Annotated in this window: 14 protein-coding genes; 4 read left to right on the top strand and 10 right to left on the bottom strand. The window is 72.1% G+C overall.

From position 1 onward, the window contains the following. Both ABZ385_RS29800 and ABZ385_RS29795 read right to left on the bottom strand, forming a co-directional pair. Positions 1–216, bottom strand: a 216-nt coding sequence (locus tag ABZ385_RS29800) for an alpha-amylase family glycosyl hydrolase (protein WP_358582402.1), incomplete at its 3' end; no start/stop codon positions are given. Further along, complete coding sequence (locus ABZ385_RS29795) at positions 213–2234, bottom strand: alpha-1,4-glucan--maltose-1-phosphate maltosyltransferase (protein ID WP_358913859.1); 2022 nt, start codon at positions 2232–2234, stop codon at positions 213–215. The genes ABZ385_RS29800 and ABZ385_RS29795, both read right to left, overlap by 4 nt. Before the next feature lie 703 nt (positions 2235–2937). Between ABZ385_RS29795 and glgP the strand changes: the two genes are divergently transcribed. Then, positions 2938–5565: an alpha-glucan family phosphorylase gene (glgP, locus tag ABZ385_RS29790; RefSeq protein WP_358913858.1), complete on the top strand. Its 2628-nt coding sequence runs from the start codon at positions 2938–2940 to the stop codon at positions 5563–5565. 69 nt (positions 5566–5634) lie between these two features. Here glgP and ABZ385_RS29785 read toward each other — a convergent pair whose 3' ends face one another. From ABZ385_RS29785 to ABZ385_RS29775, 3 genes are all read right to left on the bottom strand, one after another. Further along, positions 5635–7266, bottom strand: coding sequence for a M4 family metallopeptidase (locus ABZ385_RS29785; RefSeq protein ID WP_358582395.1), 1632 nt, complete (start codon positions 7264–7266; stop codon positions 5635–5637). 258 nt (positions 7267–7524) lie between these two features. After that, positions 7525–9597 carry a M4 family metallopeptidase gene (locus ABZ385_RS29780; RefSeq protein WP_358582393.1) on the bottom strand — a complete coding sequence of 691 codons (2073 nt, stop codon included), beginning with the start codon at positions 9595–9597 and terminating at the stop codon, positions 7525–7527. Positions 9598–10349: 752 nt separating this feature from the next. Next, complete coding sequence (locus tag ABZ385_RS29775) at positions 10350–11498, bottom strand: PP2C family protein-serine/threonine phosphatase (protein WP_358913857.1); 1149 nt, start codon at positions 11496–11498, stop codon at positions 10350–10352. Between the two features lie 164 nt (positions 11499–11662). On the opposite strand from ABZ385_RS29775, the gene ABZ385_RS29770 reads away from it, so the two are divergent. Beyond that, positions 11663–12112: a MarR family transcriptional regulator gene (locus ABZ385_RS29770; RefSeq protein WP_358913861.1), complete on the top strand. Its 450-nt coding sequence runs from the start codon at positions 11663–11665 to the stop codon at positions 12110–12112. Between the two features lie 569 nt (positions 12113–12681). On the opposite strand, the gene ABZ385_RS29765 is transcribed toward ABZ385_RS29770, so the two are convergent. The 5 genes from ABZ385_RS29765 to glgX form a co-directional block, all read right to left on the bottom strand. Further along, positions 12682–14679: an ABC transporter ATP-binding protein gene (locus ABZ385_RS29765; protein ID WP_358913856.1), complete on the bottom strand. Its 1998-nt coding sequence runs from the start codon at positions 14677–14679 to the stop codon at positions 12682–12684. Continuing rightward, the gene (locus tag ABZ385_RS29760) at positions 14676–16652 is read right to left on the bottom strand and encodes an ABC transporter ATP-binding protein (RefSeq protein ID WP_358913855.1); all 1977 of its coding nucleotides are present in this window, start codon (positions 16650–16652) and stop codon (positions 14676–14678) included. Before ABZ385_RS29760 ends, ABZ385_RS29765 begins: the two co-directional genes overlap by 4 nt. 99 nt (positions 16653–16751) lie before the next feature. Continuing rightward, the gene (locus ABZ385_RS29755) at positions 16752–17948 is read right to left on the bottom strand and encodes an alpha-lytic protease prodomain-containing protein (RefSeq protein ID WP_358913854.1); all 1197 of its coding nucleotides are present in this window, start codon (positions 17946–17948) and stop codon (positions 16752–16754) included. A gap of 776 nt (positions 17949–18724) precedes the next feature. Then, the gene (locus ABZ385_RS29750) at positions 18725–19690 is read right to left on the bottom strand and encodes a LysR family transcriptional regulator (RefSeq protein ID WP_358582381.1); all 966 of its coding nucleotides are present in this window, start codon (positions 19688–19690) and stop codon (positions 18725–18727) included. Positions 19691–19749: 59 nt separating this feature from the next. Next, positions 19750–22032, bottom strand: a complete 2283-nt coding sequence (gene glgX, locus ABZ385_RS29745; RefSeq protein WP_358913853.1) for a glycogen debranching protein GlgX — start codon at positions 22030–22032, stop codon at positions 19750–19752. A 207-nt stretch (positions 22033–22239) separates the two neighbouring features. Here glgX and ABZ385_RS29740 point away from each other — a divergent pair, with 207 nt between their 5' ends. Together ABZ385_RS29740 and ABZ385_RS29735 are read left to right on the top strand one after the other, a co-directional pair. After that, positions 22240–23394 (top strand): Ig-like domain-containing protein, encoded by a 1155-nt coding sequence (locus tag ABZ385_RS29740; protein ID WP_358582376.1) that lies wholly within the window; start codon positions 22240–22242, stop codon positions 23392–23394. A gap of 164 nt (positions 23395–23558) precedes the next feature. Continuing rightward, positions 23559–24800, top strand: coding sequence for an Ig-like domain-containing protein (locus ABZ385_RS29735; RefSeq protein ID WP_358913852.1), 1242 nt, complete (start codon positions 23559–23561; stop codon positions 24798–24800). Positions 24801–24820 lie beyond the last annotated feature (20 nt).

Genomic DNA, 24820 nt, shown 5'->3' with positions numbered 1-24820 from the left:
GAAGAAGGGGGGCAGCCACAGGCAGTCGACGCCCAGCCATTGCAGGTAGTCGAGCTTGGCGGTGATGCCTTTCAGGTCGCCGATGCCGTCGCCGTTGCTGTCCTGGAAGGAGCGGACCAGGACCTCGTAGAACACGGCGCTCTTGAACCAGTCGGGATGACGGTCCTTGGCGGGCGTGTCCTCGAAGGTGTCCTGGACGGGCTCGTTGACGATCATGGTGTGGGTGACCCTCCGATCAGCGGTGAGGACGGTCGCAGGACGCGGAGGACGTGCGCGGGTGCGCGGCCCGGCTCCAGGCGCACATAGTTGGTCCTGCCCCAGTGGTAGGTCTCGCCGGTGAGCTCGTCGCACACCGGCACGGACTCGTGCCAGTCGAGGCCGAGTTGCGGCATGTTCAACGACACCGTGGCCTCCTGGGTGTGGTGGGGGTCGAGGTTGGCCACCACCAGAACCGTGTTCGAACCGTGCGCGTCCGCGGCGGACTTCGAGTAGGCGATCACCGCGTCCTTGTCCGTGGCGTGGAAGTGCAGGTCCCGCAGTTGCTGGAGGGCGGGGTTGGCCCGCCGGACCCGGTTCAGCGAGGTGATGAGGGGGGCGATCGTCTCGTCCCGGAGTGCCGCCGATTCCCAGTCGCGCGGCCGGAGTTGGTACTTCTCCGAGTCCAGGTACTCCTCGCTTCCCGGCCGCAGCGGGGTGTTCTCGCACAGCTCGAAGCCGCTGTAGAGGCCCCAGGTCGGCGAGAGGGTGGCGGCGAGCACGGCCCGCACCTCGAAGGCCGGGCGCCCGCCCTCCTGGAGGTAGGCGTGCAGGATGTCCGGGGTGTTCACGAAGAGGTTCGGGCGCAGGAAGTGCGCGGACTCCGTCGCCAACTCCGTGAGGTAGTCGGTGAGTTCCTCCTTGGTGTTGCGCCAGGTGAAGTAGGTGTAGGACTGCTGGAAGCCGATGGCCGCGAGGGTGTGCAGCATCGCGGGGCGGGTGAAGGCCTCGGCGAGGAAGATGACGTCGGGATCGGTGCCGTTGATCCGGGCGATGACCTCCTCCCAGAACACCACCGGCTTGGTGTGGGGGTTGTCGACGCGGAAGATCCGCACCCCGTGCCCCATCCAGAACCGCAGCAGCCGCTCCGTCTCCGCCACCAGCCCCGGCAGATCCCGGTCGAAGGCGAGCGGATAGATGTCCTGGTACTTCTTCGGCGGATTCTCCGCGTACGCGATGGAACCGTCCGCCCGCTGCCGGAACCACTCCGGATGCTTGTCCACCCACGGATGGTCCGGCGAGCACTGCAACGCGAAGTCCAGCGCGACCTCCAGACCCAGCTCACCCGCGCGCCGCACGAACGCGTCGAAGTCCTCCAGCGTCCCGAGGTCGGGGTGGACCGCGTCGTGGCCGCCCTCGGGCGAACCGATCGCCCAGGGCACGCCCACGTCATGGGGGCCGGGGGAGAGGGAGTTGTTCGGGCCCTTGCGGAAGGTGCTGCCGATCGGGTGGATCGGCGGCAGGTACACCACGTCGAAACCCATGTCCGCGATCGCCGGCAGCCGCTCGGCCGCCGTGCGGAACGTCCCCGACACCGGCGGCGCGCCCTCCCGCACGACGGCACCCTCCGAGCGCGGGAAGAACTCGTACCAGGAACCGAACAGCGCCCGCCGACGCTCCACGACCAGGGGGAACTCCGGTGATGAGGTGACCAGTTCGCGCAGCGGGTGGCGGGCGAGGACCGCGTCCACCTCGGGGGTGAGGGCCGCCGAGAGGCGGGCGGCCGGGGGGCGGCCGGTGTCGCGCAGCGCCTGGGCCGCGTCGAGCACGGTGGCCCGTTCGGCCTCGGGGACGCCCGCGGCGGCGCGTTCGTGGAGGCGGGCGCCCTCTTCCAGGACCAGGTCCGTGTCGAGGCCCGCCGGTATCTTGATCCGCGCGTGGTGCCGCCAGGTCGTGAGCGGGTCGCCCCAGGCCTCCACGGCGTACGTCCAGCGCCCCTCGGCGTCCGGGGTGACGTCCGCGCCCCACCGGTCGGTGCCGGGCGCCAGCTCCCGCATCGGGGTCCAGGGTCCCGGGCGGCCCCCGGGGTCCCGCAGGACGACATTGGCGGCGACCGCCTCATGGCCTTCGCGGAAGACCGTGGCGCTCACCTGGAACGTTTCGCCGGGCACGGCCTTCGCCGGTTTCCGGCCGCAGTGGACGGCCGGCCGGACGTCCAGAACGGGGATGGTGGGTTGCGGGGTCGAGCCAAGTGGCATGTCTGACCGCTCCTGTCCGCGTGCACGGATACGTGGGTGGGGAGAGGTTCCGCGGTGCGTGCCGGCCGCGTGGGCCGGAGTGCGTACCGCAGGAGCCTTCCCACCCCTTCCGGGTGGGCAATCCGGCGCTTTGTTAACTACTAGTGCGTAACGGCACGGGCAAGACCGGCCTCGGCTGACGGAGCGGACCGGGTCCGAAAACACACTCTTTGGTACGGGCCAGGCGCATATGCCCCGGGTATTCCGGGGGCGGGAGAGCCCTGAACGGCCGCATCCGGTCGGGGGAGGGGTGGCCGTGCGCGGTCGCCCGAAGGGGTGTTCGGCCGCTCGGGACAGGTCGGCGCGCACGCGTCCGTGATGGCCGAAAACGCACCCTCGGGTTCAGCGGTGTGAACGGGCGGGGGCGCCGAGCGGCAGGACCGGCGGCCATCGGGCCGGTCCGCGACGGCCGTGCCGGGGCCCCGGGGCCCGACGCGTCGGCGCCCGCGCGGGCGATCGGCCGGGCGGGTGAGAGACAGGACGCGACCAGGCCGCGGATCACCACGGGCGCCGCCCCGCGGCCGGGGGGCCGCCGCTCCGTGCGCCCCCTGCGCCGTGGTGGTGCACGGCGGGCCGCCGTTACCTTCGTGTCGCGCAGGTCGACATGTGCCCCATCCCCGTGTATCTCCGTGCATCCCAGAGAATCCCCGCGAAGGTGGAGACCGTGAAGGCAATCCGTCGTTTCACCGTCCGTCCCGTCCTTCCCGACCCCCTCGGCGCGCTCGCCGAGCTGGCCCGCAATCTGCGCTGGTCCTGGCACCCGCGCACCCGTGAACTGTTCCGGTCCCTCGACCCGGCGCTGTGGGAGGCCTCCGGCTGCGACCCGGTGCGCCTCCTCGGCGGCGTACCCCCGGCCCGGCTCGCCGAGCTGGCCCGCGACGAGGACTTCCTGCGCCGGCTGGACGAGGCCGCCGAGGAGCTGCGCGAGTACGTCACCGGAGAGCGCTGGTACCAGGAGCGGGCGGGGGCGTGCGACCAGCTCCCGCGCGCTGTCGCCTACTTCTCACCGGAATTCGGCATCACCGCCGCCCTGCCCCAGTACTCCGGCGGCCTCGGCATCCTCGCCGGCGACCACCTCAAGGCCGCCAGCGACCTCGGCGTACCGCTCATCGGCGTCGGGCTGCTCTACCGGCACGGCTACTTCCGCCAGACCCTGTCCCGCGACGCCTGGCAGCAGGAGCACTATCCGGTCCTCGACCCCAACGAACTGCCCCTGTCCCTGCTCCGCGAGACCGACGGCACACCCACCCGGGTGGCGCTCGCCCTGCCCGGCGGGGGCTCGCTCCTCGCCCATGTGTGGCAGGCCCAGGTGGGGCGCGTACCCCTGCTGCTGCTCGACTCCGACGTGGAGGAGAACGGGCCCGGCGAGCGCGACGTCACCGACCGGCTCTACGGCGGCGGCAGCGAGCACCGGCTGCTCCAGGAGATGCTCCTCGGCATCGGCGGCGTACGCGCCGTACGCGCGTACTGCCGGCTGACCGGCCACCCCGAGCCGGAGGTCTTCCACACCAACGAGGGGCACGCCGGATTCCTCGGCCTCGAACGCATCCACGAACTGTCCTTCCAGGGCGCCGCCTTCGACACCGCGCTCGAAGCCGTCCGCGCCGGCACCGTCTTCACCACCCACACCCCCGTGCCCGCCGGCATCGACCGCTTCGACCGCGAGCTGGTCGCCCGCCACTTCGGGCCCGGCGCCGAACTGCCCCGCATCGATGTCGGCGACATCCTGCGCCTGGGCATGGAGACCTACCCCGGGGGCGAGCCCAACCTCTTCAACATGGCCGTCATGGGCCTGCGCCTGGGCAGCCGCGCCAACGGCGTATCCACCCTGCACGGCGCGGTGAGCCGCGAGATGTTCGCGGGCCTGTGGCCGGGGTTCGACCCCGAGGAGATCCCGATCACCTCCGTCACCAACGGCGTGCACGCCCCGACCTGGGTGGCCCCCGAGGTCCTCGCGCTCGGCGCCCGCCAGCTCGGCGAACGGCGCACCGAGGACGCCCTGTCCGTGGGCGGCTCCGACCGCTGGGACGCGGTCGCCGACATCCGGGACGGCGACATCTGGGAGCTGCGCCGCACCCTGCGCGGGCAGCTCGTCGAGGAGGTCAGGCGGCGCCTGCACGCCTCCTGGCGCCAGCGCGGCGCGGCCACCGCCGAACTGGGCTGGATCGACGACGTCCTGGACCCCGACGTCCTCACCGTCGGCTTCGCGCGCCGCGTGCCCTCGTACAAGAGGCTGACGCTCATGCTGCGCGACCGGGACCGGCTCATGGAGCTGCTCCTGCACCCCGAGCGGCCCCTGCAGATCGTCGTCGCGGGCAAGGCGCACCCGGCGGACGACGGCGGCAAGCGGCTCATCCAGGAGCTGGTGCGCTTCACCGACGACCCCCGGGTGCGCCACCGCGTGGTGTTCCTGCCGGACTACGGCATGGCGATGGCGCAAAAGCTCTACCCGGGCTGCGACGTGTGGCTGAACAATCCGCTCCGGCCCCTGGAGGCGTGCGGCACGAGCGGCATGAAGGCGGCGCTCAACGGCTGCCTCAACCTCTCCGTCCTGGACGGCTGGTGGGACGAGTGGTTCGAGCCCGACTTCGGCTGGGCCATCCCCACGGCGGACGGCGCCGCCACCGACGAGGACCGCCGCGACGACCTGGAGGCCGCCGCGCTCTACGACCTCCTGGAGCGCCGCATCGCCCCCCGCTTCTACGAGCGGGGCCCGGGCGGGCTGCCCGACCGGTGGATCGAGATGGTCCGCAGGACGCTCACCCGGCTCGGCCCGAAGGTCCTGGCGGGCCGCATGGTCCGGGAGTACGTCGAGGAGCTGTACGCCCCCGCCGCCCGCGCCCACCGCGCGCTCGACCTCACGGCCGCCGCCGAACTGGCCGCCTGGAAGGCCCGCGTGCGCGCCGCCTGGCCACGCGTGGCCGTCGACCACGTGGAGGCGACGGCCAGTGGCGCCACCGCCGAGCTGGGCGCCACCCTGTCCCTGCGCGTGCGCGTGCACCTGGGCGAGCTGGCCCCGGAGGACGTGGAGGTCCAGGCGGTCGCCGGCCGGGTGGACCCCGAGGACCGCATCACCGGTGCCACCCCGGTGCCGCTGAAGCCGGCGGGCGGGACCGACACGGAGGGCCGCCACGTCTACGAAGGGCCGCTCGCCCTGGACCGCACCGGTTCGTTCGGCTACACGGTGCGCATCCTGCCGGCGCATCCGCTGCTGGCGAGCGGCGCCGAGCTGGGGCTGGTCGCGCTTCCCTCGCAGGCCACGGGCGAGGCGGCCGGGGTCCTGCTGCGGTGAGGGGAAGCAGGTGAGGTGACGCGGAAGGGGGCGGCATCCCGCCGGATGCCGCCCCCGTTCACCGGAGTGCTACTTGACGTTGACGCCGGCCCAGGCCGCCGCCACGCGCTTGTACTCGGTGGAGGTCGCGCCGTACAGGTCCTTCGCGGCGCTCAGCGTGCCCTTGCGGGCCGCCTTGTAGTTGGTGGTCGAGGTGAAGTACCTGGTCAGAGCCCGGAACCAGATCTTCTCGGCCTTGGCGCGCCCGATGCCCGTGACCTTGGAGCCGTCGAAGGTCGGCGAGTTGTAGGTGACGCCGTTGATCCGCTTCTTGCCGCTGCCCTCGGACAGCAGGTAGAAGAAGTGGTTGGCGATGCCCGAGGAGTAGTGGACGTCCACGTTCCCGGCGCGGGAGTTCCAGCTGTCCAGGGAGCCGCCGTCCTTGCTCGGCTTGTCCATGTAGCGCAGCGGCGTGCCGTCGCCGTTGATGTCGATCTTCTCGCCGATGAGGTAGTCGCCGACGTCCTTGGGGTTCTTGGCCTTGAACTCCACGGCGGTGGCGAAGATGTCCGAGGTGGCCTCGTTGAGGCCGCCGGACTCACCGCTGTACTCCATGTTGCCGGTGGCCGAGGTGACGCCGTGCGTCATCTCGTGGGCCGCGACGTCGATCGAGGTGAGGGGCTTCTTGTTGCCCTCGCCGTCGCCGTACGTCATGCAGAAGCAGCTGTCGTCCCAGAAGGCGTTGACGTAGTTGTTGCTGAAGTGGACCCGCGAGGTCGCACCCTTGCCGTCACCGTTGATGCCGCTGCGGCCGTGCACCGACTTGTAGTAGTCCCAGGTCAGCTGGGCACCGTAGGCGGCGTCGACGGCCGCGGTCTGCGTGCTCGTGGGCTTGCCGTTACCCCAGATGTCGTTGGCGTCCTTGAACAGCTTGCCGCCGCCGCTCTCCGCGTGCTTCAGGTCGAAGGTGCGGTGGCCGCCGCGGGCCTTGTCGGTCAGCTCGTAGCCGCTCGCGGTCTTCTTGGAGCCGACGGTGACCTTGCCGCTGTACTGGCTGTTGCCGGTGCCGTTCTCGATGTCCTGGTACTCGTACAGCTTCTTGCCGGTCGCGGCGTCCGTGATGACGTGCAGCCTGCTGGGCGTGCCGTCCTTCTGCACACCGGTGACGACCGTCTCGTGCGCGAGGACGGGCTTGCCCGTCGCGGCCCAGATCACCTTGCGGGGCGTGCCCGCGTCGGCCTGCGCCGTCTTCGCCTTGGCGGCGGTGGACTCGGCGGACTTGGCGACCGTGGAGCGGCTGAGGCGCGCGTCCGTGGAGGCGACCTTGACGGACGCCTCGGTCGCCTTGGTGACACCCTTCACCTTGCCGCTCGCGGCGGTGTGCACGACGAGGTCGCCGCCGAGGACGGGCAGGCCGTCGTAGGTGCGCTCGTAGCGGGTGTGGGTGGTGCCGTCGGGGTCCTTGACGACATCGCGGACGACGAGCTTCTCCTTGGCGCCGAGACCGATCCGCTCGGCGGTCGCCGATCTGTCGGCGTGCGCGTCCGCGAGGAGGCCCGCGCGGGCCGACGCCGAGAGGGCGCCGGGAGCACCGGAGGACTTGGTGTCCTGGTCGGTCTGGGCGGAGGCACCGGTGGTCAGTCCGGTGGTGAGCAGCGCTCCGGCGGCCACGGCGGTGGCGATCGCGAGTGTCGAACGCTTAACGGATATCCGGGATGTCACGCAGGCTCCTTCTGTGGGGACCTGGGTGGCATGGAGGGCCCCCCAGGGCACGAAGCGTGCCATTTGGGCCAGGTACATGTCAGTGGTCTGCCTGGATGTTGGCCGGAAATCGTCCGTTGAGCGATGGTCAACATACGCAATGCGAACAGAACGTGACGAAGTGCGGCCCGGAACACGCGCGCCGCCCCGGGGAGTCGATCACCCGGGGCGGCGGCGTGTCACGGTGCGACGCGGAGTCTCACTCCGCGGGGGAAGGGCTTACGGGAAGGTGACCTTCCAGCTGTTGATGTAGCCGGTGTCCTGCGCGGCCTTGTCCTGGACCTTCAGCTTCCAGGTCCCGTTGGCCACCTCCGAGGAGGCGTTGACCGTGTAGGTCTCCTTGACGTTGTCGGCGGAGTCCGAGCTGCTGGTCGCCTTCAGCGGGTAGATCGAGCCGTCGGGGGCCACCAGGTCGACCTGGAGGTCACCGCGCCAGGTGTGCACGATGTCGACGCCGACCTTCAGGGTGCTCGGCGCGTTGCCGGTGCGGCCCGTGACGGTGACCGGCGAGGTCACCGCGGCGCCGTTGTCCGGGATGGCCACGTCCGCGGTGTTCTCGAAGGACGTGCCGCCGGGCTCCTCGCCGCCGGGGCGGGCGCCGACGTTCACGGCGGCCCAGGCGTGGGCGACCGCCTTGTACTCGGTGCTGGTCGTGCCGTACAGCTCACCGGCCGCCGCGAGCGTCCCGGTGCGGGCCGCCGCGTAGTTCGTCGTGCTGGTGAACTTCGTGGTGAGCGCCTTGTACCAGATCAGCGACGCCTTGTCCCGGCCGATGCCGGTCACGGGCAGGCCGTCGGAGGTCGGCGAGTCGTACGAGACGCCGTTGATCACCTTCTGGCCGCTGCCCTCGCTGAGCAGGTAGTAGAAGTGGTTGGCGACACCGGACGAGTAGTGGACGTCGATGTTGCCGATGCCCGAGTACCACGAGTCCTTGGAGCCGCCGTCCTTGCTCGGCTTGTCCATGTAGCGCAGCGGGGTGCCGTTGCTGTTGATGTCGATCTTCTCGCCGACGAGGTAGTCGCCCTTGTCCGTCGCGTTGTTCGCGTTGAACTCGACGGCCGCCGCGAAGATGTCCGAGGTGGCCTCGTTCAGGCCGCCGGACTCGCCGCTGTAGGTCATGTTGCCGGTCGCCGAGGTGACACCGTGCGTCATCTCGTGCGCCGCGACGTCGATCGAGGTGAGCGGCTTGGAGTTGCCCGAGCCGTCGCCGTACGTCATGCAGAAGCAGCCGTCGTCCCAGAAGGCGTTGACGTAGTTGTTGCCGTAGTGGACCCGGGAGTACGCGCCGACGCCGTCACCGCGGATACCGCTGCGGCCGTGCACGTTCTTGTAGTAGTCCCAGGTCAGCGCGGCACCGTAGTGGGCGTCGGCGCCGGCCGTCTCCAGGTTGGAGGGCGAGCCGTTGCCCCACACGTCGTCGGCGCCCGAGAAGAGGGTGCCGGTGCCGGAGGTGCCGTGGTTCAGGTTGTACGTCTTGTGGCCGCCGCGCCCGGTGTCGGTCAGGGTGTAGTTCGACCCCGACTGGGCGGTGCCCAGCGTGACCTGGCCGCTGTACTGCGTGTTGCCCGTGCCGTTCTCGATGCCCTGCCACTGGAAGAGCTTCTTGCCGGTGGCGGCGTCCGTGACGACGTGCAGCTCGTTCGGCGTGCCGTCGTGCTGCAGGCCGCCGACCACGGTCTCGTAGGCGAGGACCGGCTCGCCCTTGGCCAGCCACACGACCTTGCGCGGCGCCCGGTCCGTGTCGGTCTTCTTGGAGCCCTCGGCCTTCGCGGCGCTCAGCGCCTGCTTCTTCGCGGCCGCCGCCGTGACCTCGGCGCTCATGTCGATGCCCTTGAGCTGCGCCTTGGCGGCCTTGGTGACGCCCTCGGTCCTGCCGGACTTCGCGGTGTCGACGACCAGGTCGCCGCCGAGGACGGGCAGGCCCGCGTAGGTGCGCTCGTAGCGGGTGTGGACCGTGCCGTCACGGTCCTTGGTGACGTCGCGGACGACGAGCTTCTCCTTGCCGCCGAGGCCCAGGTCCTTGGCGGTGGCCGCCTTGGTGGCGTTGGCGGTGCGTATGAGCTCCGCGCGCTGGGCGGGGGAGAGCTTGGCGGCGAGCGCGCCGGGGTCGACCTTGCCGAGCTTCTGGACGGGGGCCTTGGCCGCGGCCGTCCGCGGGTCGTCGGCCGAGGCGGGGCCCGCCTGGACGGCGACGGCCAGCAGGGCGGCGACGGCGGAGAGGGCGCCCACGGCGGTCGCGCGGGTACGGACTGAGCGGCGGGGGGAAGCGGATCTGCGGGAGGTGTTTCGCAACACGGACTCCTTCTGCGCGGCCGCGGGTTGCGCGGCCAGAGCTACCGGGCGGCTGGATCGCCGTCCGGGCAGTGCGGGGGCGGTACGCAGAACTGGGCGGTGCACAAGAGGTATTGCGTGAAGAGAGACCGTCGCCTTGTTGAAAGCCGTGCGGCGGTCGAGGGGAAGAGTGACACCGGAGCCCGGTTCCTGTCAGGAGCGCATCAAGAGTTGGCTGGAATCAGTCCGTTGGCCGGTGGCGCGAGTTCGCTATCCGGAGTGGGGGCGGACCTTGGGGTCTCCGGGGGAAAACGGTTTCCCGGGAGCGGCTTGAATCAGCCGCTCCCGTGGCCGAAGATCGGCGCCCGAGTGCAGCCGGGGGCCGGGACCTGTCGGGCGTACGAGCGCGGAGGCGTCCCCCGTGTGTCGGGGCGCGCGGGGCTCGCCGGCGGCGGGGGAGGGTCAGGCGGCGCGCGGCCCGTGCGCGCGCCGGGGCTTGTGCCGTGGGTGCACCGGGGCTTGTGCCGTGGGCGTGAGGGCGGGCGGTTATCCGCCCGCGTCGATATCACTCCGGGCTGTCCGGCGCCGGGGGCCCGTCGAATGCGGTGGCCCGATCAGGGCCGGCCGCCCTGGATTACGGCTGGCCGCCCCGAATTTCGGCCGGGCACCCCGGATTCCGGCTCGCCGCCCCCGATTCCGGTCGGCCGCCCGGGTTACCAGTCGCCGCGTCAGATTACGGTCAGCCGTGCGGGATTGTGGTCGGCTGGGTCGGATTACGGTCGGCCGTGCCAGTCGAGGCAGACGACCACGGCGTCGTCCTCGGCATCGGGAGAGGCGCGATGTCCGACCACTTCCTGGAGGATGGCGCGGGGCACCTGGGAGGGCGGCAGGAGCCGGGTGTCATGGATCGCGCGGACGAGGGCTTTCTCGCTGTAGCGTTCCCCGCCGGGCGAGGTGACGTCGTAGACGCCGTCACTGACGAAGAGCAGACGGTCCCCGGGCTGGACGTAAAAGCGCTGGGCGTTATAGGGAGTGTCTTCGAACATCCCCAACGGAAGTTGCGCTTCCAGTTCGAGCTGCTCGGTTTTCCCCTGCCGCAGGAGCCACATCTTGGGTGAGCCGGCGTCGACGATCTCGGTTTCCCCGGTGGTGAGATCGAAGCGCAGGAGCAGCGTCTCCAGGTAGGCGGCGCCGTGATAGTGCCCGTAGACGGCCTGGTCGGCCAGGTAGGCCTGGTCGGACAGGGAGAGTCCGGCGCGGCGGGCGTTGCGCAGGGCGTTGACCGCGAGGTTGGTGAGCAAGGAGGCCTCGATGCCCTCGCCCATGCCGTCGGTGATGGTGAGGGTGAGGTGGTTCGCGGTCGCCGACCAGTCGAAGTTGTCGCCGTAGATCGCGTACGCGGGCTCCAACTGGGCGCCCAGGGCGTACGCGGGGCGGGCGCAGGAGCGCCCGGGGAGCAGCTGCCACTGCATCTCGGCGGCGAGGGTGAGCCGGTTGGCGCGCCGGGCCTGGAGGTACAGGTCGGTGTCCCGATCGGCGACGACGATCGCGTGCCCCAGGATCTCGGCGATGTCCTGCAGCTCCGCCGCCGCCTCGGGAGTGTGGCGTTCGGCGGGCACGCGGACGGTGAGCACCCCTATGCGGTCCCCGCGCACGCTGACCGGCAGGTGCACGCTCACCAGGGCGGAGAGCGGGTCGGTCTCGGCATAGGGCTCCTGCGCGCCGAATGCGCGGCCGGGGGCGCTGGCGTTCACGGGGATCGGTTCCACCGTGTAGGGGAGCGCATTGACCGGTTGCAGTATGGTCATCGCGTAGTCGGCCATGAGCAGGTCGACGGAGACCGCAGCATAAAGGTCGGTGATCAGGTCGTGCGCCGCTTCGAGAAGAGCGTGCGGCTCCGCTCTGCGCAGTGCGCGTTCCATGTCCCTGGTTCTGTCCACCGTCGGGTTACCGCCTATTCGGGAAGCAAGTAAAAAGAGGGGGCCGGACTCATATGTCGCAGCGTCTGACGGGGCCGCTGTCAGATATCCCGGTGGAAAGCGCGCATTCCGAATCCGTGGGCGATGACCGAGAAGCCGCCGCCCAGATGGTCCGCGAGGTCACCGAACTGCTCGAAGTGCTCTGGAACCGGGGCCGGGATTCCGTGTCGACGGCCCCTGTTTCATCATCGCAGCTGAGAGCCCTTTATGTGCTGGATCACGCCGGGGGCATCAATCTGCGCACGTTGGGCGAGGTGCTGGGCTCGGCGCCCTCGTCGGCCAGCCGGATGTGCGACCGCCTTCAGGCGCTGGGCTTCGTCGAGCGTTCGCTCAGTTCGACCAGCCGGCGTGAGGTGACCCTGCGCCTGACGGGCCGGGGGCGGACCTATCTGGCCGACCTGCGGGCCCGCCGCGAGTCGGCGCTGACCGAGCTGATCTCCGCCATGGACCCCGCCGCCCGTGCGAGCCTCACCCGTGGCCTCGTCGACTTCGGCAGGGCCGCCGATCGCCTCGCGCCGCGTACACGGGAAACGGGCGGGTCGCAGGGGATCGCGTGACCGGCCCTTCGACCGCGAGACAGCCTGTTCAACCTGCACCGTTCCTCTCGGCGTGACGGCCTGAGTGCGCTTCAGCGGCTCCGGTCGGCCCGCCGGCGCCCGGATCAGACTCTTTCCTGACCTCCACAGTTGTCAAACGGAAAGTATTGCCGAAAGGCAAAAGTTTGACCGGGTGCGGTCCGGGTCACGGCTCACCGGTGTCCAGATGGTGCAGCAGTTCCTCGGGCAGGATCACGAGGGTCCGCAAGATCGGCCTGCGGCTCAACGGTGTGGACACCGACCTCGACGCCGAACAGGTAATGGCCGCACTCCGCTGGCGGCAGAGCGCACGGCCGCAGGCCCACACACCCGGTCAGGGAGCCGCACATGCGGCACGGCGATGAATCGACACCGCCGCCGAACGCGGCACGACGATCACGGCCGTGCGCTGGATCCCGGCGTGGGGCCCCAGCTGCGGGAGCCCACCCGGCGCCCGCCCATCGGACGACGACACCGTCGCCATCGCCGTACGCCTGCTCCCGCCCCCGGGGTGAGGAGCGGCCGCGGCGAGCGGGGGACGCGGCCGCCGCTCAGCTCACCACGCTCTCCCGCCAGGCGCGGTGCAGGTCCGCGAACGAGCCGGTGCCCGCGATGAGCTGGTCCGGGGTGCCGTCCTCCACGACGCGGCCGTGCTCCATGACGAGCACCCGGTCGGCGATCTCCACCGTGGAGAGGCGATGGGCGATCACCACGGCGGTGCGGCCGCGCAGCACCGTGTGCATGGCGCGCTGCACGGCTCGCTCGCCGGGGATGTCCAGGGAACTGGTCGCCTCGTCGAGGATCAGCACCGCGGGGTCGGCGAGCAGCGCCCGCGCGAAGGCCACCAACTGCCGCTGCCCGGCCGAGATGCGGCCGCCCCGCTTGCGTACGTCGGTGTCGTAGCCGTCCGGCAGCGCGGTGATGAAGTCGTGGGCGCCGATCGCCTCGGCGGCGCGTTCGATCTCCTCGCGGGTGGCGTCGGGGCGGCCGATGGCGATGTTCTCGGCGACCGTCCCGGAGAACAGGAACGCCTCCTGCGTCACCATGACGACCCCGCGCCGCAACTCGGCGACCGGAAGCTCCCGCAGGTCCACGCCGTCGAGCAGGACGCTGCCCTCCGTCGGGTCGTAGAACCGGGCGAGCAGCTTGGCCAGCGTGGACTTGCCCGCGCCGGTCGAGCCGACCACCGCGACCGTCTGCCCGGCCGGCAGCGTCAGATCGAAGCGGGGCAGCACCTCGCCGCCGGTGCGGTAGGCGAACCGCACCCCGTCGAAGCGGACCTCGCGGCCCGGCCGCGCGGAGCGCAGCGCGGGCAGTGGACGCGCGAGGGACTCCGGCGGCTCGGGAACGGTCGGGGTCTGGGCGAGCAGACCCGCGATCTTCTCCAGGGACGCGGCCGCCGACTGGTAGGAGTTGAGGAACATGCCGAGCCGGTCGATCGGGTCGTAGAGCCGCCGCAGGTACAGCACGGCCGCGGCGAGGACACCGAGCGCGAGCCCGCCGTCCGCGACGCGGTGCGCGCCCCACAGGACGATCGCGGCGACAGCGATGTTCGCGACGAGCCGGGAGCCGACGACGTAGCGGGCCATCTCCAGGATGGCGTCGCCGTTGGCCCGCTCGTGGCGGCGGTTGAGCACCGCGAACTCCGCGTCGTTGGCCCGCTCCCGGCGGAAGGCCCGCACCGGCCGGATGCCGTTCATGGTCTCCGCGAACTTCACGATGACCGCGGCGATGGCGGTCGAGCGGACGCGGAACATCGCCCCGGCCCGGCGCTGGTAGAGCCGGATGAGGAGGTAGAGCGGCACGAACGACGCCACCGCGAGCGCGCCGAGACCGAGGTCCAGCCAGAGCAGCATCGCCGAGATGCAGAGGAAGGACAGCAGGGTGGTGACCAGTTCCTGGAGCCCCTCGCCGAGCAGTTCGCGCAGCGACTCCACGTCGGTGGTCGAGCGGGAGATGAGCCGCCCCGAGGTGTACCGCTCGTGGAAGTCGACGCTGAGCGCCTGCGCGTGCCGGAAGATGCGGCCCCGCAGGTCGAGCAGTACGTCCTGGTTGACGCGGGCCGAGGCGACGATGAAGGCGTACTGGAGGGCGCCGGCGGCGCCCGCGCAGAGCAGATAGCCGACGGCGACCGCGATCAGCGGGCCGTGGTCGCCGTCGCGCACCGCCGGTACGCCGCGGTCGATGGCGTACGCGACGAGCAGCGGCCCCGCCTGCACGACGGCCTGCTGTACGACCAGCAGCACGGCGGCGAGGACGACACGGGCGCGCAGCGGCGCGAGCAGGGAGCGCAGGAGCGCGCGGGTGGCGTGGGGCGGCGTGGGCAGGTCGTCCTGGTCGAAGGGGTCCCCGGCACCGCCGCCCGTCCCGGACGCCGGTGCCTTTACCCGACCCCGCGGCCGAATCCGTGGCCAGGACCGCGACTGTGCTTGTGCTTGTGCTGGTGACTGTGGCTGTGCTTGCGGCTGGGGTCGCGCCCGACCCGGTGTCGGTGTCTCCTCCGGGTCCGGCTCGGCGCCGCGTGACGTGGACGTCGACGAGGTGGTCATCGGGCAGCCTCCTCGGCAGTGTGGCCGACGGGGTGGTCGGCATGGTTCCCGCCGGGGTCTGTCGGGGTTTCCCCTACGGTCCTGCCGCCGGTTTCCGCGGGGTCTCCCGCACCGGCCTGCGTACCGGACGCCGCACCGGCGCCCGCGCCGGGCTCCCCGGCCTCGGTGCCCGACATCAGCCAGGCGTACTCCGCGTTGTCCCGCAGCAGTTGCTGGTGGGTGCCGACGGCGGCGACGCGCCCGCCGGACAGCAGGGCGACCCGGTCGGCCAGCTGCACCGTGGAGGGGCGGTGGGCGACGATCAGCGCGGTCGTGTCGGCGAGGACCCGCCGCAGCGCCGCCTCCACCAGCGCCTCCGTGTGGACGTCCAGCGCGGACAGCGGGTCGTCCAGGACCAGGAAGCGGGGCCGGCCCACCACCGCGCGGGCCAGGGCGAGACGCTGGCGCTGACCGCCGGACAGGCTCAGCCCCTGCTCACCGACCTGCGTGTCGACGCCCTGGGGCAGGGCATGCGCGAAGTCGGCCTGGGTGACGCCCAGCGCATGGCGCAACTCGGCGTCACCGGCGCCCTCTTCGGCCCCCATCAGGACGTTCTCCCCGACGGTCGCCGAGAACAGGGTCGGCTCCTCGAAGGCGACCGCCACCAGGGTGCGCAGCCGCTCGCGGTCCATCGCCGCGATGTCCTTGCCGTCCAGCGTCACGCGCCCGCCGCTCACCTCGTGCAGCCGGGGCACCAGCGCGGTCAGCGTCGTCTTGCCGCTGCCCGTCGCACCGACCAGGGCCATGGTCTCGCCGGGCCGGATGTGCAGGTCGACGCGGCTGAGCACCGGGGGCGCGTCCGGCGGGGCGTCGGGATACCGGAACTCCACCCCCTCGAACCGCATCCCGCCCCCGTCCGAGGACGCGTGCGGGGGCAGAGGGGAAGGGGCGGCGGCGGTCGCCGGGGAAGGCCGCTCCGGGGCCACCGGCACCTCCGGCTCGGCGTCCATCACCTCGAAGTACCGCTCCGTGGCCGTCGCCGACTCCTGGCTCATCGCCAGCAGGAAGCCGATCGACTCCACCGGCCAGCGCAGCGCCAGCGCCGTCGACAGGAAGGCGACCAGCGTGCCCGTCGACAGGTCGCCGTCCGCTACCCGCACCGTGCCGAGCACGAGCGCCGCCCCGATCGCGGCCTCGGGCAGCGACATGATCACCGCGTAGATCGCCGCGAGGATCCGCGCCTTGGCCAGCTCCGTGCCCCGCAACGTGTGCGACAGCTCGCGAAACGCCCGCGCCTGACTGCGGTGGCGCCCGAAGCCCTTGATGATCCGGATGCCGAGCACGCTCTCCTCGACGACCGTCGTCAGATCACCGACCTGGTCCTGCGCGCGCCGCGCCACCGCGGTGTAGCGCCCCTCGTAGTACGCGCAGACGACCACCATCGGCACCACGGGCGCGAGCAGCACCAGTCCGAGCGTGAAGTCCTGCCCGAGCAGGATGATCACGCCGACGACGATCGTCACGCTGTTGACCAGCAGGAACGTCAGCGGGAAGGCGAGGAACATGCGCAGCAGCATCAGGTCCGTCGTGCCGCGCGAGAGCAACTGCCCCGAGGGCCACCGGTCGTGGAAGGCCACCGGCAGCCGCTGGAGGTGGCGGTAGAGATCCGCCCGCATCGACGCCTCCACGCTCGCCAGCGGCCGGGCGACGAGCCACCGCCGCAGCCCGAAGAGCAGCGCCTCCGCCACGCCGAGCCCCAGCAGCAGGAGCGCCCCGAACCACACCCCCGCCCCGTCGCCGTCGGCCACCGGGCCGTCGACCAGCCACTTCAGTACGAGGGGGAAGACCAGTCCCGTACAGGAGGCGACGACCGCGACGAGCGCCGCGACGATCAGGCGGGTCCGGACCGGTCGCACGTACGGCCACAGCCGCAACAGCGTCCGGACGGTGGAGTGTTCGGAGCGTTCCGTGGTGGGGGCATCTGATTTCGGCATCAGGGGCGAGCCTACGGATCGCCACTGACGGCGCCCACCGAGTTTCGGCCCGGACCGGCTACTTCGCTGGACCTAGTCCGGTGGGTCCCCCGCCGGCCCTCAGGCCTGCTGCCAGAGCGCCGGCGTGTTCGGCGGCTCCCAGCCCGGCTGGGCCTGGTGCGGCTGCAGGCACGTGTAGGTCGAGCCGCCGTACGTGACGGTGTCACCCGCCGCGCACACCTCCCCGGCCGCCCAGGTGCCGCCCGGCTCGGGATCGCCGGGCCCGGGGCCCGGGTCGCCGCCGCCCGTGGTCCGCAGCGTGAGCCCGAACTGCTGGAGCAGCGGGTTGATCGGCTGGTGGAAGGTCGTGCCACCGCTGGAGCAGTCGCCCGAGCCGCCCGAGGTGACGCCCTGCGCCTGGCTGCCCGAGATGTACGAGCCGCCCGAGTCACCGGGCTCGGCGCAGACCGTCGTCCTGGTCACGCCGTTGATGGTGCCCTCGGGATAGGTGACGCTCGTGTTGTGCTGCGAGATCGCGCCGCAGTGCCACCCCGTGGTGGAGCCCGACCGGCAGATCGACGCACCCACCGGGGACTGCGTGGAGCCCCCGACGCCGATCCGCTGGCCGCCCGGGCCCTTCACGTACGGGGTGGCGGTCCACTGGGTGTTCGTGGCGACCCAGGCCATGTCCCTGCCGGGGAAGACGGACCCCTGGAACGTGCCCTGAGCCACCCGGTTGTAGCCGGTCGTCGCGGTGCCGGCGCGCCCGCAGTGGCCCGCCGTCGCGAAGCCCTGCTGCGTGCCCTTGGTGACGGGGAAGCCGATGGAGCAGCGGCCGCCCCCCATGTAGTAGGCGTCGCCGCCCACGAGGTCGTACAGCGGGCGGGGCCGCTCCTTGGTCCTCTCCACGCGTACGAGGTCGGCGTCCACGCCGGCGGCGGAGACGAGGGAGGTGGCGGCGGCGGTCCTGACGGCACGCACCACGACCGCGTTGGAGCGCACGTCGACGTACCAGACGGGCGCGTCCCGCGTGTCCTTCTTCTTCGCGGCCCGGTCCAACGCGGCCTTCGCGGCGTCGAGTTCGGCGGTGGAGTGCGGTACGACCCTCGCCCGCGCCCCGCGTGCCTCGATGGCGGGGACGTCCGCCGCGTCGGTGGTGGCCACGGTGAGCGTCCGGGACGTGGCGCCGTGCACCCAGGCGCCCGCGAAGGAGCGGCCGAGTGCGAGCCGCAGGGCTCCCGCGTCGGCGCCGGCCTCGGCCTCGTGGGCCAGCCGGGCCTCGGCCTGCGCCGACGTGAGGCCGAGGTCGCGCCGCATCGCCGTCAGGACGCCGGGAGAAGTCGTGCCGACGGCGGCGCTCGCGGCGGGGGAGGGCGCCGGCGGGATGGCGGGAGCGGGCCGGCAGCCGCGAGACCGGGCAGGCCGGCGATCACCAGGGCGGTGCCGAGGGCCGTCGCGGCGCGTCTGTGGGGGAGGGGGAGCATACGGACTCCTCGGGGCGAGGGGGGAGGGGGTGCGGGGGTTCGCCCCACACCGTAGAGCGCTCAACTTCCCTCGCCCAGCTGCCAGTCACCCCCGGTACCCGACGTTATGACCCCCGCCCCACCGCTGCTCCGTCTGCCCTTCCCGCCCAGCCGGAGCGCCCGTCCCGCTCCCGCTCCGTGTGCCCCTCCCGCCCGGCCGGGAGCGCCCGCCCTGCTGCCGCTCCGCGGCAGAATCTCCCACCCACCCACCCGTTTACCCCGCATCAACCAGCACAGGAAAACCCCCGACGCGGAGCAACGGGTGGGTGGGTGGGAAACATCCGCCGCGAAGCGGCGGGCCAGGGACACCCCCGCGCCCCAGAAGCGATGCAACGGACGCACCCGGCAACTGAAGCCCGCTTCTACGCCCACCCCCCGATGCGGAGTAACGGGTGGGTGGGTGGGAAACATCCGCCGCGAAGCGGCGGGCCAGAGACACCCGCACCCCGGAGACGGCCCCCGTGGGAAACATCCGCCGCGAAGCGGCGGGCCAGGACACCCGCACCCGGAGACATCCGCCGCGAAGCGGCGGCCCAGGGAACCCGCCCAGCCGCCCCGGGGCGAGGCCCGTCACCCCGCCCCGCCCCCCGCCCGAGGGGCCGGCGCCGCCAGCCACGCCGCGTAGCTGTCACTGCGGGCCACCGCCTCCCCATGCGCCGCCCGCGCCTCCGCGAAGACACCCGCTGCACGATCATGCGCCGGCCCCGCCGGATGCCAGCCGAGCACATGACGCCAGTACAGCGGCGTACCCGCGAGCGCCCTCGTCACCAGGCCCGGCGTCGGCGGGAACGTCGCCCGGCACAGTCCCACCGCCCGCCCCACCTGCACCAGATGGACGCAGGACGCGACATCGGTCTCGTACACCCGCGAGGGCGTGAAGCCCGCCCGCGCGCACGCCGCGGTGAAGCAGTCCCCGAAGCAGCCGTCCCCCGGCACGTCCGTCCACGCCTCGCCGGCGAGCTGCGCCAGCTCGACCTCGGGGCGGCCGGCCAGCGGATGGCCGGTGGGCAGCATCACGAAGACGGGGTCGCGCCCCACCTCACGCCACCTCAGCAGCTCGCTCTGCGGCGGCGCGGCCGCCCCGCACGTGCCCACCAGCGCGAAGTCCAGCCGCCCGGCCACCGCGCGGGCCGCGATCTCCCGCTCCGACCAGGAGGTGTGCGTGGAGAGGGCCGCCCCGGGGTGCGCGGCGGCGAGCCGGTCCACCAGGGCGCCGAGCAGCGGCCCGTGCGTCCCGCCGAGCCGGAACCCCGCGCCGCCCTCCCAGGCCCGCGCGAGCCGCTGCGCCTCCTCCCGCAGCCCGCTCACGGCGGGCAGCACGACCCGGGCCCGCGCCAGCACGAACTCGCCGAGCGCGGTGGCCCGCACCCCGTGCCGCCCCCGCTCGAACAGCGTTCCGCCGAGCGCGCGCTCGATGCGCTTCAGCTGGGCGCTCAGCGCCGGCTGGGCCAGCCCGAGCGCGGTGGCCGCCTTGGTGAGGCTGCCCGCGTCGGCGATCGCCCGGATCGTCTTCAGGTGCCGCAACTCCAGGTCCATGAGCCGAGCTTGGGGGCGCGGGCGACGCCTGGGCAATACGTAGGTCCGGACCAGCCCTGTCAGGTGGGGCGGACCCGCAGCAGCCACACCGCCCGCCCCGGCACCGTCACCGCGGCCCCCGCCCGGTGCACGGTGCACGGCGGCGCCCCCTGCTCCTCCAGCGACGTGTCCACGACGACCTCGTACGACGACGCCCACGGCGGCCCCGGCAGCACGAAGCACGCCGGACGCTCCCCCGCGTGCAGGACCGCCAGGAAGCTGTCGTCGACCACCGGCGCCCCCCAGGCGTCCCGGCCGGGTATGTCCCGCCCGGACAGATACATGCCGAGCGTCGCGGCCGGCGCGAACCAGTCGGCCTCCGTCATCTCCGTGCCCCGGGGCGTGAACCAGGCCAGGTCCCGCAGGCCGTCCGCCGAGTGCGCGCGCCCGGAGAAGAACGCCCGCCGCCGCAGCACCGGATGCCGGTGCCGCAGCTCGATCAGCCGGGCGGTGAGCGCGAACAGCTCGCGCCAGCCGGGCTCCTCCCGCAGCCCCCAGTCCACCCAGCTGGTCTCGTTGTCCTGGCAGTACGCGTTGTTCGAGCCTGCCTGCGTGCGCCCCATCTCGTCGCCCGCGACGAACATCGGCACCCCGGTGGACAGCAGCAGCGTCGTCATCAGATTGCGCAGCTGCCGCCGCCGCAGCGCGGTGACGTCCGCGTCGTCGCTCTCGCCCTCCGCCCCGCAGTTCCAGGAGCGGTTGTCGTCGGAGCCGTCCCGGTTCCCCTCGCCGTTGGCCTCGTTGTGCTTGCGCTCGTAGGTCACCAGGTCCCGCAGCGTGAAACCGTCGTGCGCCGTCACGAAGTTCACCGACGCGTACGGCCTGCGCCCGCCCCACGCGTACAGGTCGCTGGACCCGGAGAGCCGGTACCCCAGATCCCGTACGTCGGGCAGCGCGCCCCGCCAGAAGTCCCGCACCGCACCTCTGTAGCGGTCGTTCCACTCCGTCCACAGCGGCGGGAACGCCCCCACCTGGTAGCCGCCCGAACCCACGTCCCACGGCTCGGCGATCAGCTTCACGCGCCGCAGGACCGGATCCTGCGCGATCACCGCGAGGAACGGCGAGAGCATGTCGACGTCGTGGAAGGACCGCGCGAGGGCCGCCGCCAGATCGAAGCGGAAGCCGTCCACGCCCATCTCCGTCACCCAGTACCGCAGCGAGTCCGTGATCAGCCGCAGCACGTGCGGCTGCACGACCTGGAGCGTGTTCCCGCAGCCCGTGTAGTCCGTGTACCGCCGGGCGTCGCTGGGCCGGAGCCGGTAGTAGCCGCGGTTGTCGATGCCCTTGAGCGACAGCGTCGGGCCCAGCTCACCGGCCTCCGCCGTGTGGTTGTAGACCACGTCGAGGATCACCTCGATCCCCGCCCCGTGCAGCTCCCGCACCATCCGCTTGAACTCGCCGACCTGCTGCCCCGTCGTCCCCGACGCCGCGTAGGCCGCGTGCGGCGCGAAGTAGCCGATGGAGTTGTAGCCCCAGTAGTTCCGCAGGCCCCGCCGGAGCAGATGGTCCTCGTGCGCGAACTGGTGCACGGGCAGCAGCTCGACCGCCGTCACCCCGAGCCGTACGAGGTGCTCCAGCGCCGCCGGATGCGCCAGACCCGCGTACGTGCCCCGCAGCTCCTCGGGAATCTCCGGATGCAGCTTGGTGAAGCCCCGGACGTGCAGCTCGTAGATGACCGAGTCCGCCCACGGCGTCTTCGGCCGGCGGTCGTCCGCCCACTCGTCGTCCGGCGCGTCGTCGTGCACCACCACGCCCTTGGGGACGTACGGGGCCGAGTCCCGCTCGTCGCGCACGGTGTCCGCCACATGCTGCTGGGGCCAGTCGCGCACATGCCCGTACACCTCGGCGGGCAGCGTGAAGTCCCCGTCCACCGCACGCGCGTACGGGTCCAGGAGCAGCTTCGCCGGGTTCCAGCGGGCGCCCGTCCACGGGTCCCAGCGGCCGTGCACCCGGTAGCCGTACCGCTGCCCGGGCCGCACCCCCGGCACGAAGCCGTGCCAGATCTCGTGCGTCAGCTCGGTCAGCGGACAGCGCGTCTCACCGCCCCGGGCGTCGAACAGGCACAGCTCCACCGACTCCGCCCCGCCCGCCCACAGCGCGAAGTTGGTGCCCGCCACCCCGTCCGGCCCCACCCGGAACCGGGCGCCGAGCGGCGTCGGCGCCCCCGGCCACACCGGCCGCGCGGGCACCGCGCGCGCGGTGGGCCGCCGGTTCCCGTTCACCGCCGGAGCCGGCCGCTCGGGCGCGGCGCGCCCCTTCGCCCGTGCCTCCCGCACTGCCCCTTGCTCGGATGCGCTCGACACCTGTCAGCCTCCCGCGGCCTCGTCGGCCGACGCTCGAAGAAGGGCATACGGCGTCCCGGCCGCGGCTCCCCCTACGTCGTCCTCCCCACTGTTCTGCCCAGCGCGCGGGTCGCACTCACGTTTCCCCGGGCGGCGCCGGTCGTTGGGCCCCACGTGAGACAGGTTGCGAGGCGCGCACGGCGCGCAGGGGCCGCGCTGGCCGCGGCGGTGACATGGGCAGGCCTGCTGGCCGGGGCGGCGGGCTGCGCCGGCGGGTTCGACGAGGTCCTCGGCAAACCGCGCTCGCCCGCGGACGTGATCCGGGTGACGCCCGACGACGAGAGCAAAGGGGTCAAGCCCGACGAACGGCTCCAGGTGCGGGTGCCCGGCGGCCGCCTGGAGTCGGTCAAGGTGGTCCGGACGCAGGACGCGCGGCAGTTCGACGTGCCCGGCCGCATCGACGCCGACGGCACCACCTGGCGGCCTCTGGACAAGGGCCCGCTCGCGACCGCCGCCACCTACAAGGTCGACGCCGTCGCCCTGGACGGCCACGGCCGCCGCGCCGCGCGCCACACGACCTTCCGCACGGCGGTCCCCGCCGAGCGCTTCGTCGCGTACGCGTCGCCGGAGAACCGCTCCACGGTCGGCACCGGCATGATCATCTCCCTGGAGTTCAACCAGGAGGTCGTCGACCGCGCGGCCGTCCAGCGCGCCATCGAGGTCACCGCGCGCCCCGCGGTCGACATCCGCCCGCACTGGTTCGGCAGGAGCCGCATCGACTTCCGCCCCGAGAAGTACTGGAAGCCCGGCACCAAGGTGACCGTCGGCCTGCGGCTGCGCGACGTCCAGGCCGCGCCCGGCGTCTACGGCCTCCAGGACAAGACGTTCACGTTCACCGTCGGCCGCCACCAGGAGTCCCTCGTCGACGCCGCCGAGCACACCATGGAGGTGCGCCGCGACGGCGAGCTGATCTCCACGGTGCCGATCACGGCGGGCGCCCCCAAGACACCGACGTACAACGGGAAGATGGTGGTGACGGAGATGCTGGAGGTGACCCGCATGAACAGCCGCACCGTCGGCTTCGGCGGCGAGTACAACATCCCCGACGTGCCGCACGCCATCCGCCTGACGAGCTCCGGCACCTTCCTGCACGGCAACTACTGGGCGCCCGAGGCCCCCGGCGAGACCAACGTCAGCCATGGCTGCGTCGGCCTGCGCGACGTGAAGGGCGGCAGCTCCAAGACCCCCGCGGGCTGGTTCTTCGACCGGACCCTCATCGGGGACGTCGTGGAGGTGGTCAACAGCGATGACAAGGAAGTCGCTCCCGACAACGGCCTCGGCGGCTGGAACATGGAGTGGAAGGACTGGGTGAACAACGGCTGAACGAGGTCCCTCCGCACCCCACGCGCAGTTGGAACGCAACGGTGACATTGGCGGGGAGTCATCGCCCGGAGCCGTGTGGTTATCTATCGCTGGCGCGTGTCCGAAACGCGCAGGTGCACTGGGGTGCGGGCCTGGATCCAGGCCGTGCGAGGGGAGACAACATCGTGAACGGGCGACCGATATCGGGGACGTCGGTTGGCGCGCGCACGCGCGCGCGGCGAAGGGGCGCCAGGGGTCTGACGGCGGCGCTGTCGGGGGCGGCGCTGCTGATGGTGGCGGCGTGCGGCGGGGGAGGCGGCTCGGACGCGGGCGGCGACGGCAAGGACGCGGCGGACAAGAACGCGCCGTCGGCGGCCGTCGTGACGATAGCCCCCAAGGACGGTTCGAAGTCGGTGGCCACCAGCGGCGCCCTGAAGATAGCCGCCGACAAGGGCAAGCTTGCCCAGGTCCGGGTCGAGGACGGCAAGGGCAACCCGGTCCCCGGCAAGATCACCTCGGGCGGCACGGCCTGGACGCCCGCGCACCACCTCGCGGCGGCCACGAAGTACAAGGTCCACGCGGTGGCGAAGGACTCCGAGGGCCGCGCGTCGGCCAAGGACACCACCTTCACCACGCTCACCCCGCAGAACACCTTCATCGGCCAGTTCACACCGGAGGACGGCTCGAAGGTCGGCGTCGGAATGCCGTTCTCGGTCAACTTCACGCGCGGCATCACCGAACCGGAGGCCGTCGAGAAGGCCATCGAGATCGAGACGGAGCCGTCCGTGCCGGTCGAGGGCCACTGGTTCGGCAACGACCGCCTCGACTTCCGCCCGGAGAAGTACTGGAAGGCCGGCACGAAGGTCACCGTCAAGCTCAACCTCGACGGCGTCGAGGGCCGCCCCGGCGTCTACGGCGAGCAGACCAAGACGCTGAAGTTCACCATCGGCCGCAGCCAGGTCTCCACCGTCGACGCCAAGACGCACCAGATGAGGGTCGTCCGCGACGGCGAGCAGATCAAGAAGATCCCGATCACCGCGGGCGCGCCCGGCACCACCACGTACAACGGCCAGATGGTCATCAGCGAGAAGCTCCAGGTCACCCGGATGAACGGGGAGACCGTCGGCTTCGGCGGCGAGTACGACATCAAGGACGTCCCGCACGCCATGCGCCTGTCGACCTCCGGCACGTTCATCCACGGCAACTACTGGTCGGGCGGCGCCTTCGGCAACACCAACGCCAGCCACGGCTGCATCGGCCTGAGCGACGTGCGCGGCGGCTACAGCAAGAAGACGCCCGCCGGATGGTTCTTCGAGAACTCGCTGATCGGTGACGTCGTCGTGGTGAAGAACTCTGCGGACAAGACCATCCAGCCCGAGAACGGCTACAACGGCTGGAACATGCCGTGGGAGCAGTGGAGGGCCTGACGCCACCCTCGTTACGGAGT

This window comes from Streptomyces sp. NPDC005898 (assembly GCF_040629635.1).
Classification (GTDB): Bacteria; Actinomycetota; Actinomycetes; order Streptomycetales; family Streptomycetaceae; genus Streptomyces.
The sequence above is the reverse complement of the archived record's forward strand: the minus strand, read 5'-3'. Positions and strand labels throughout refer to the sequence as shown.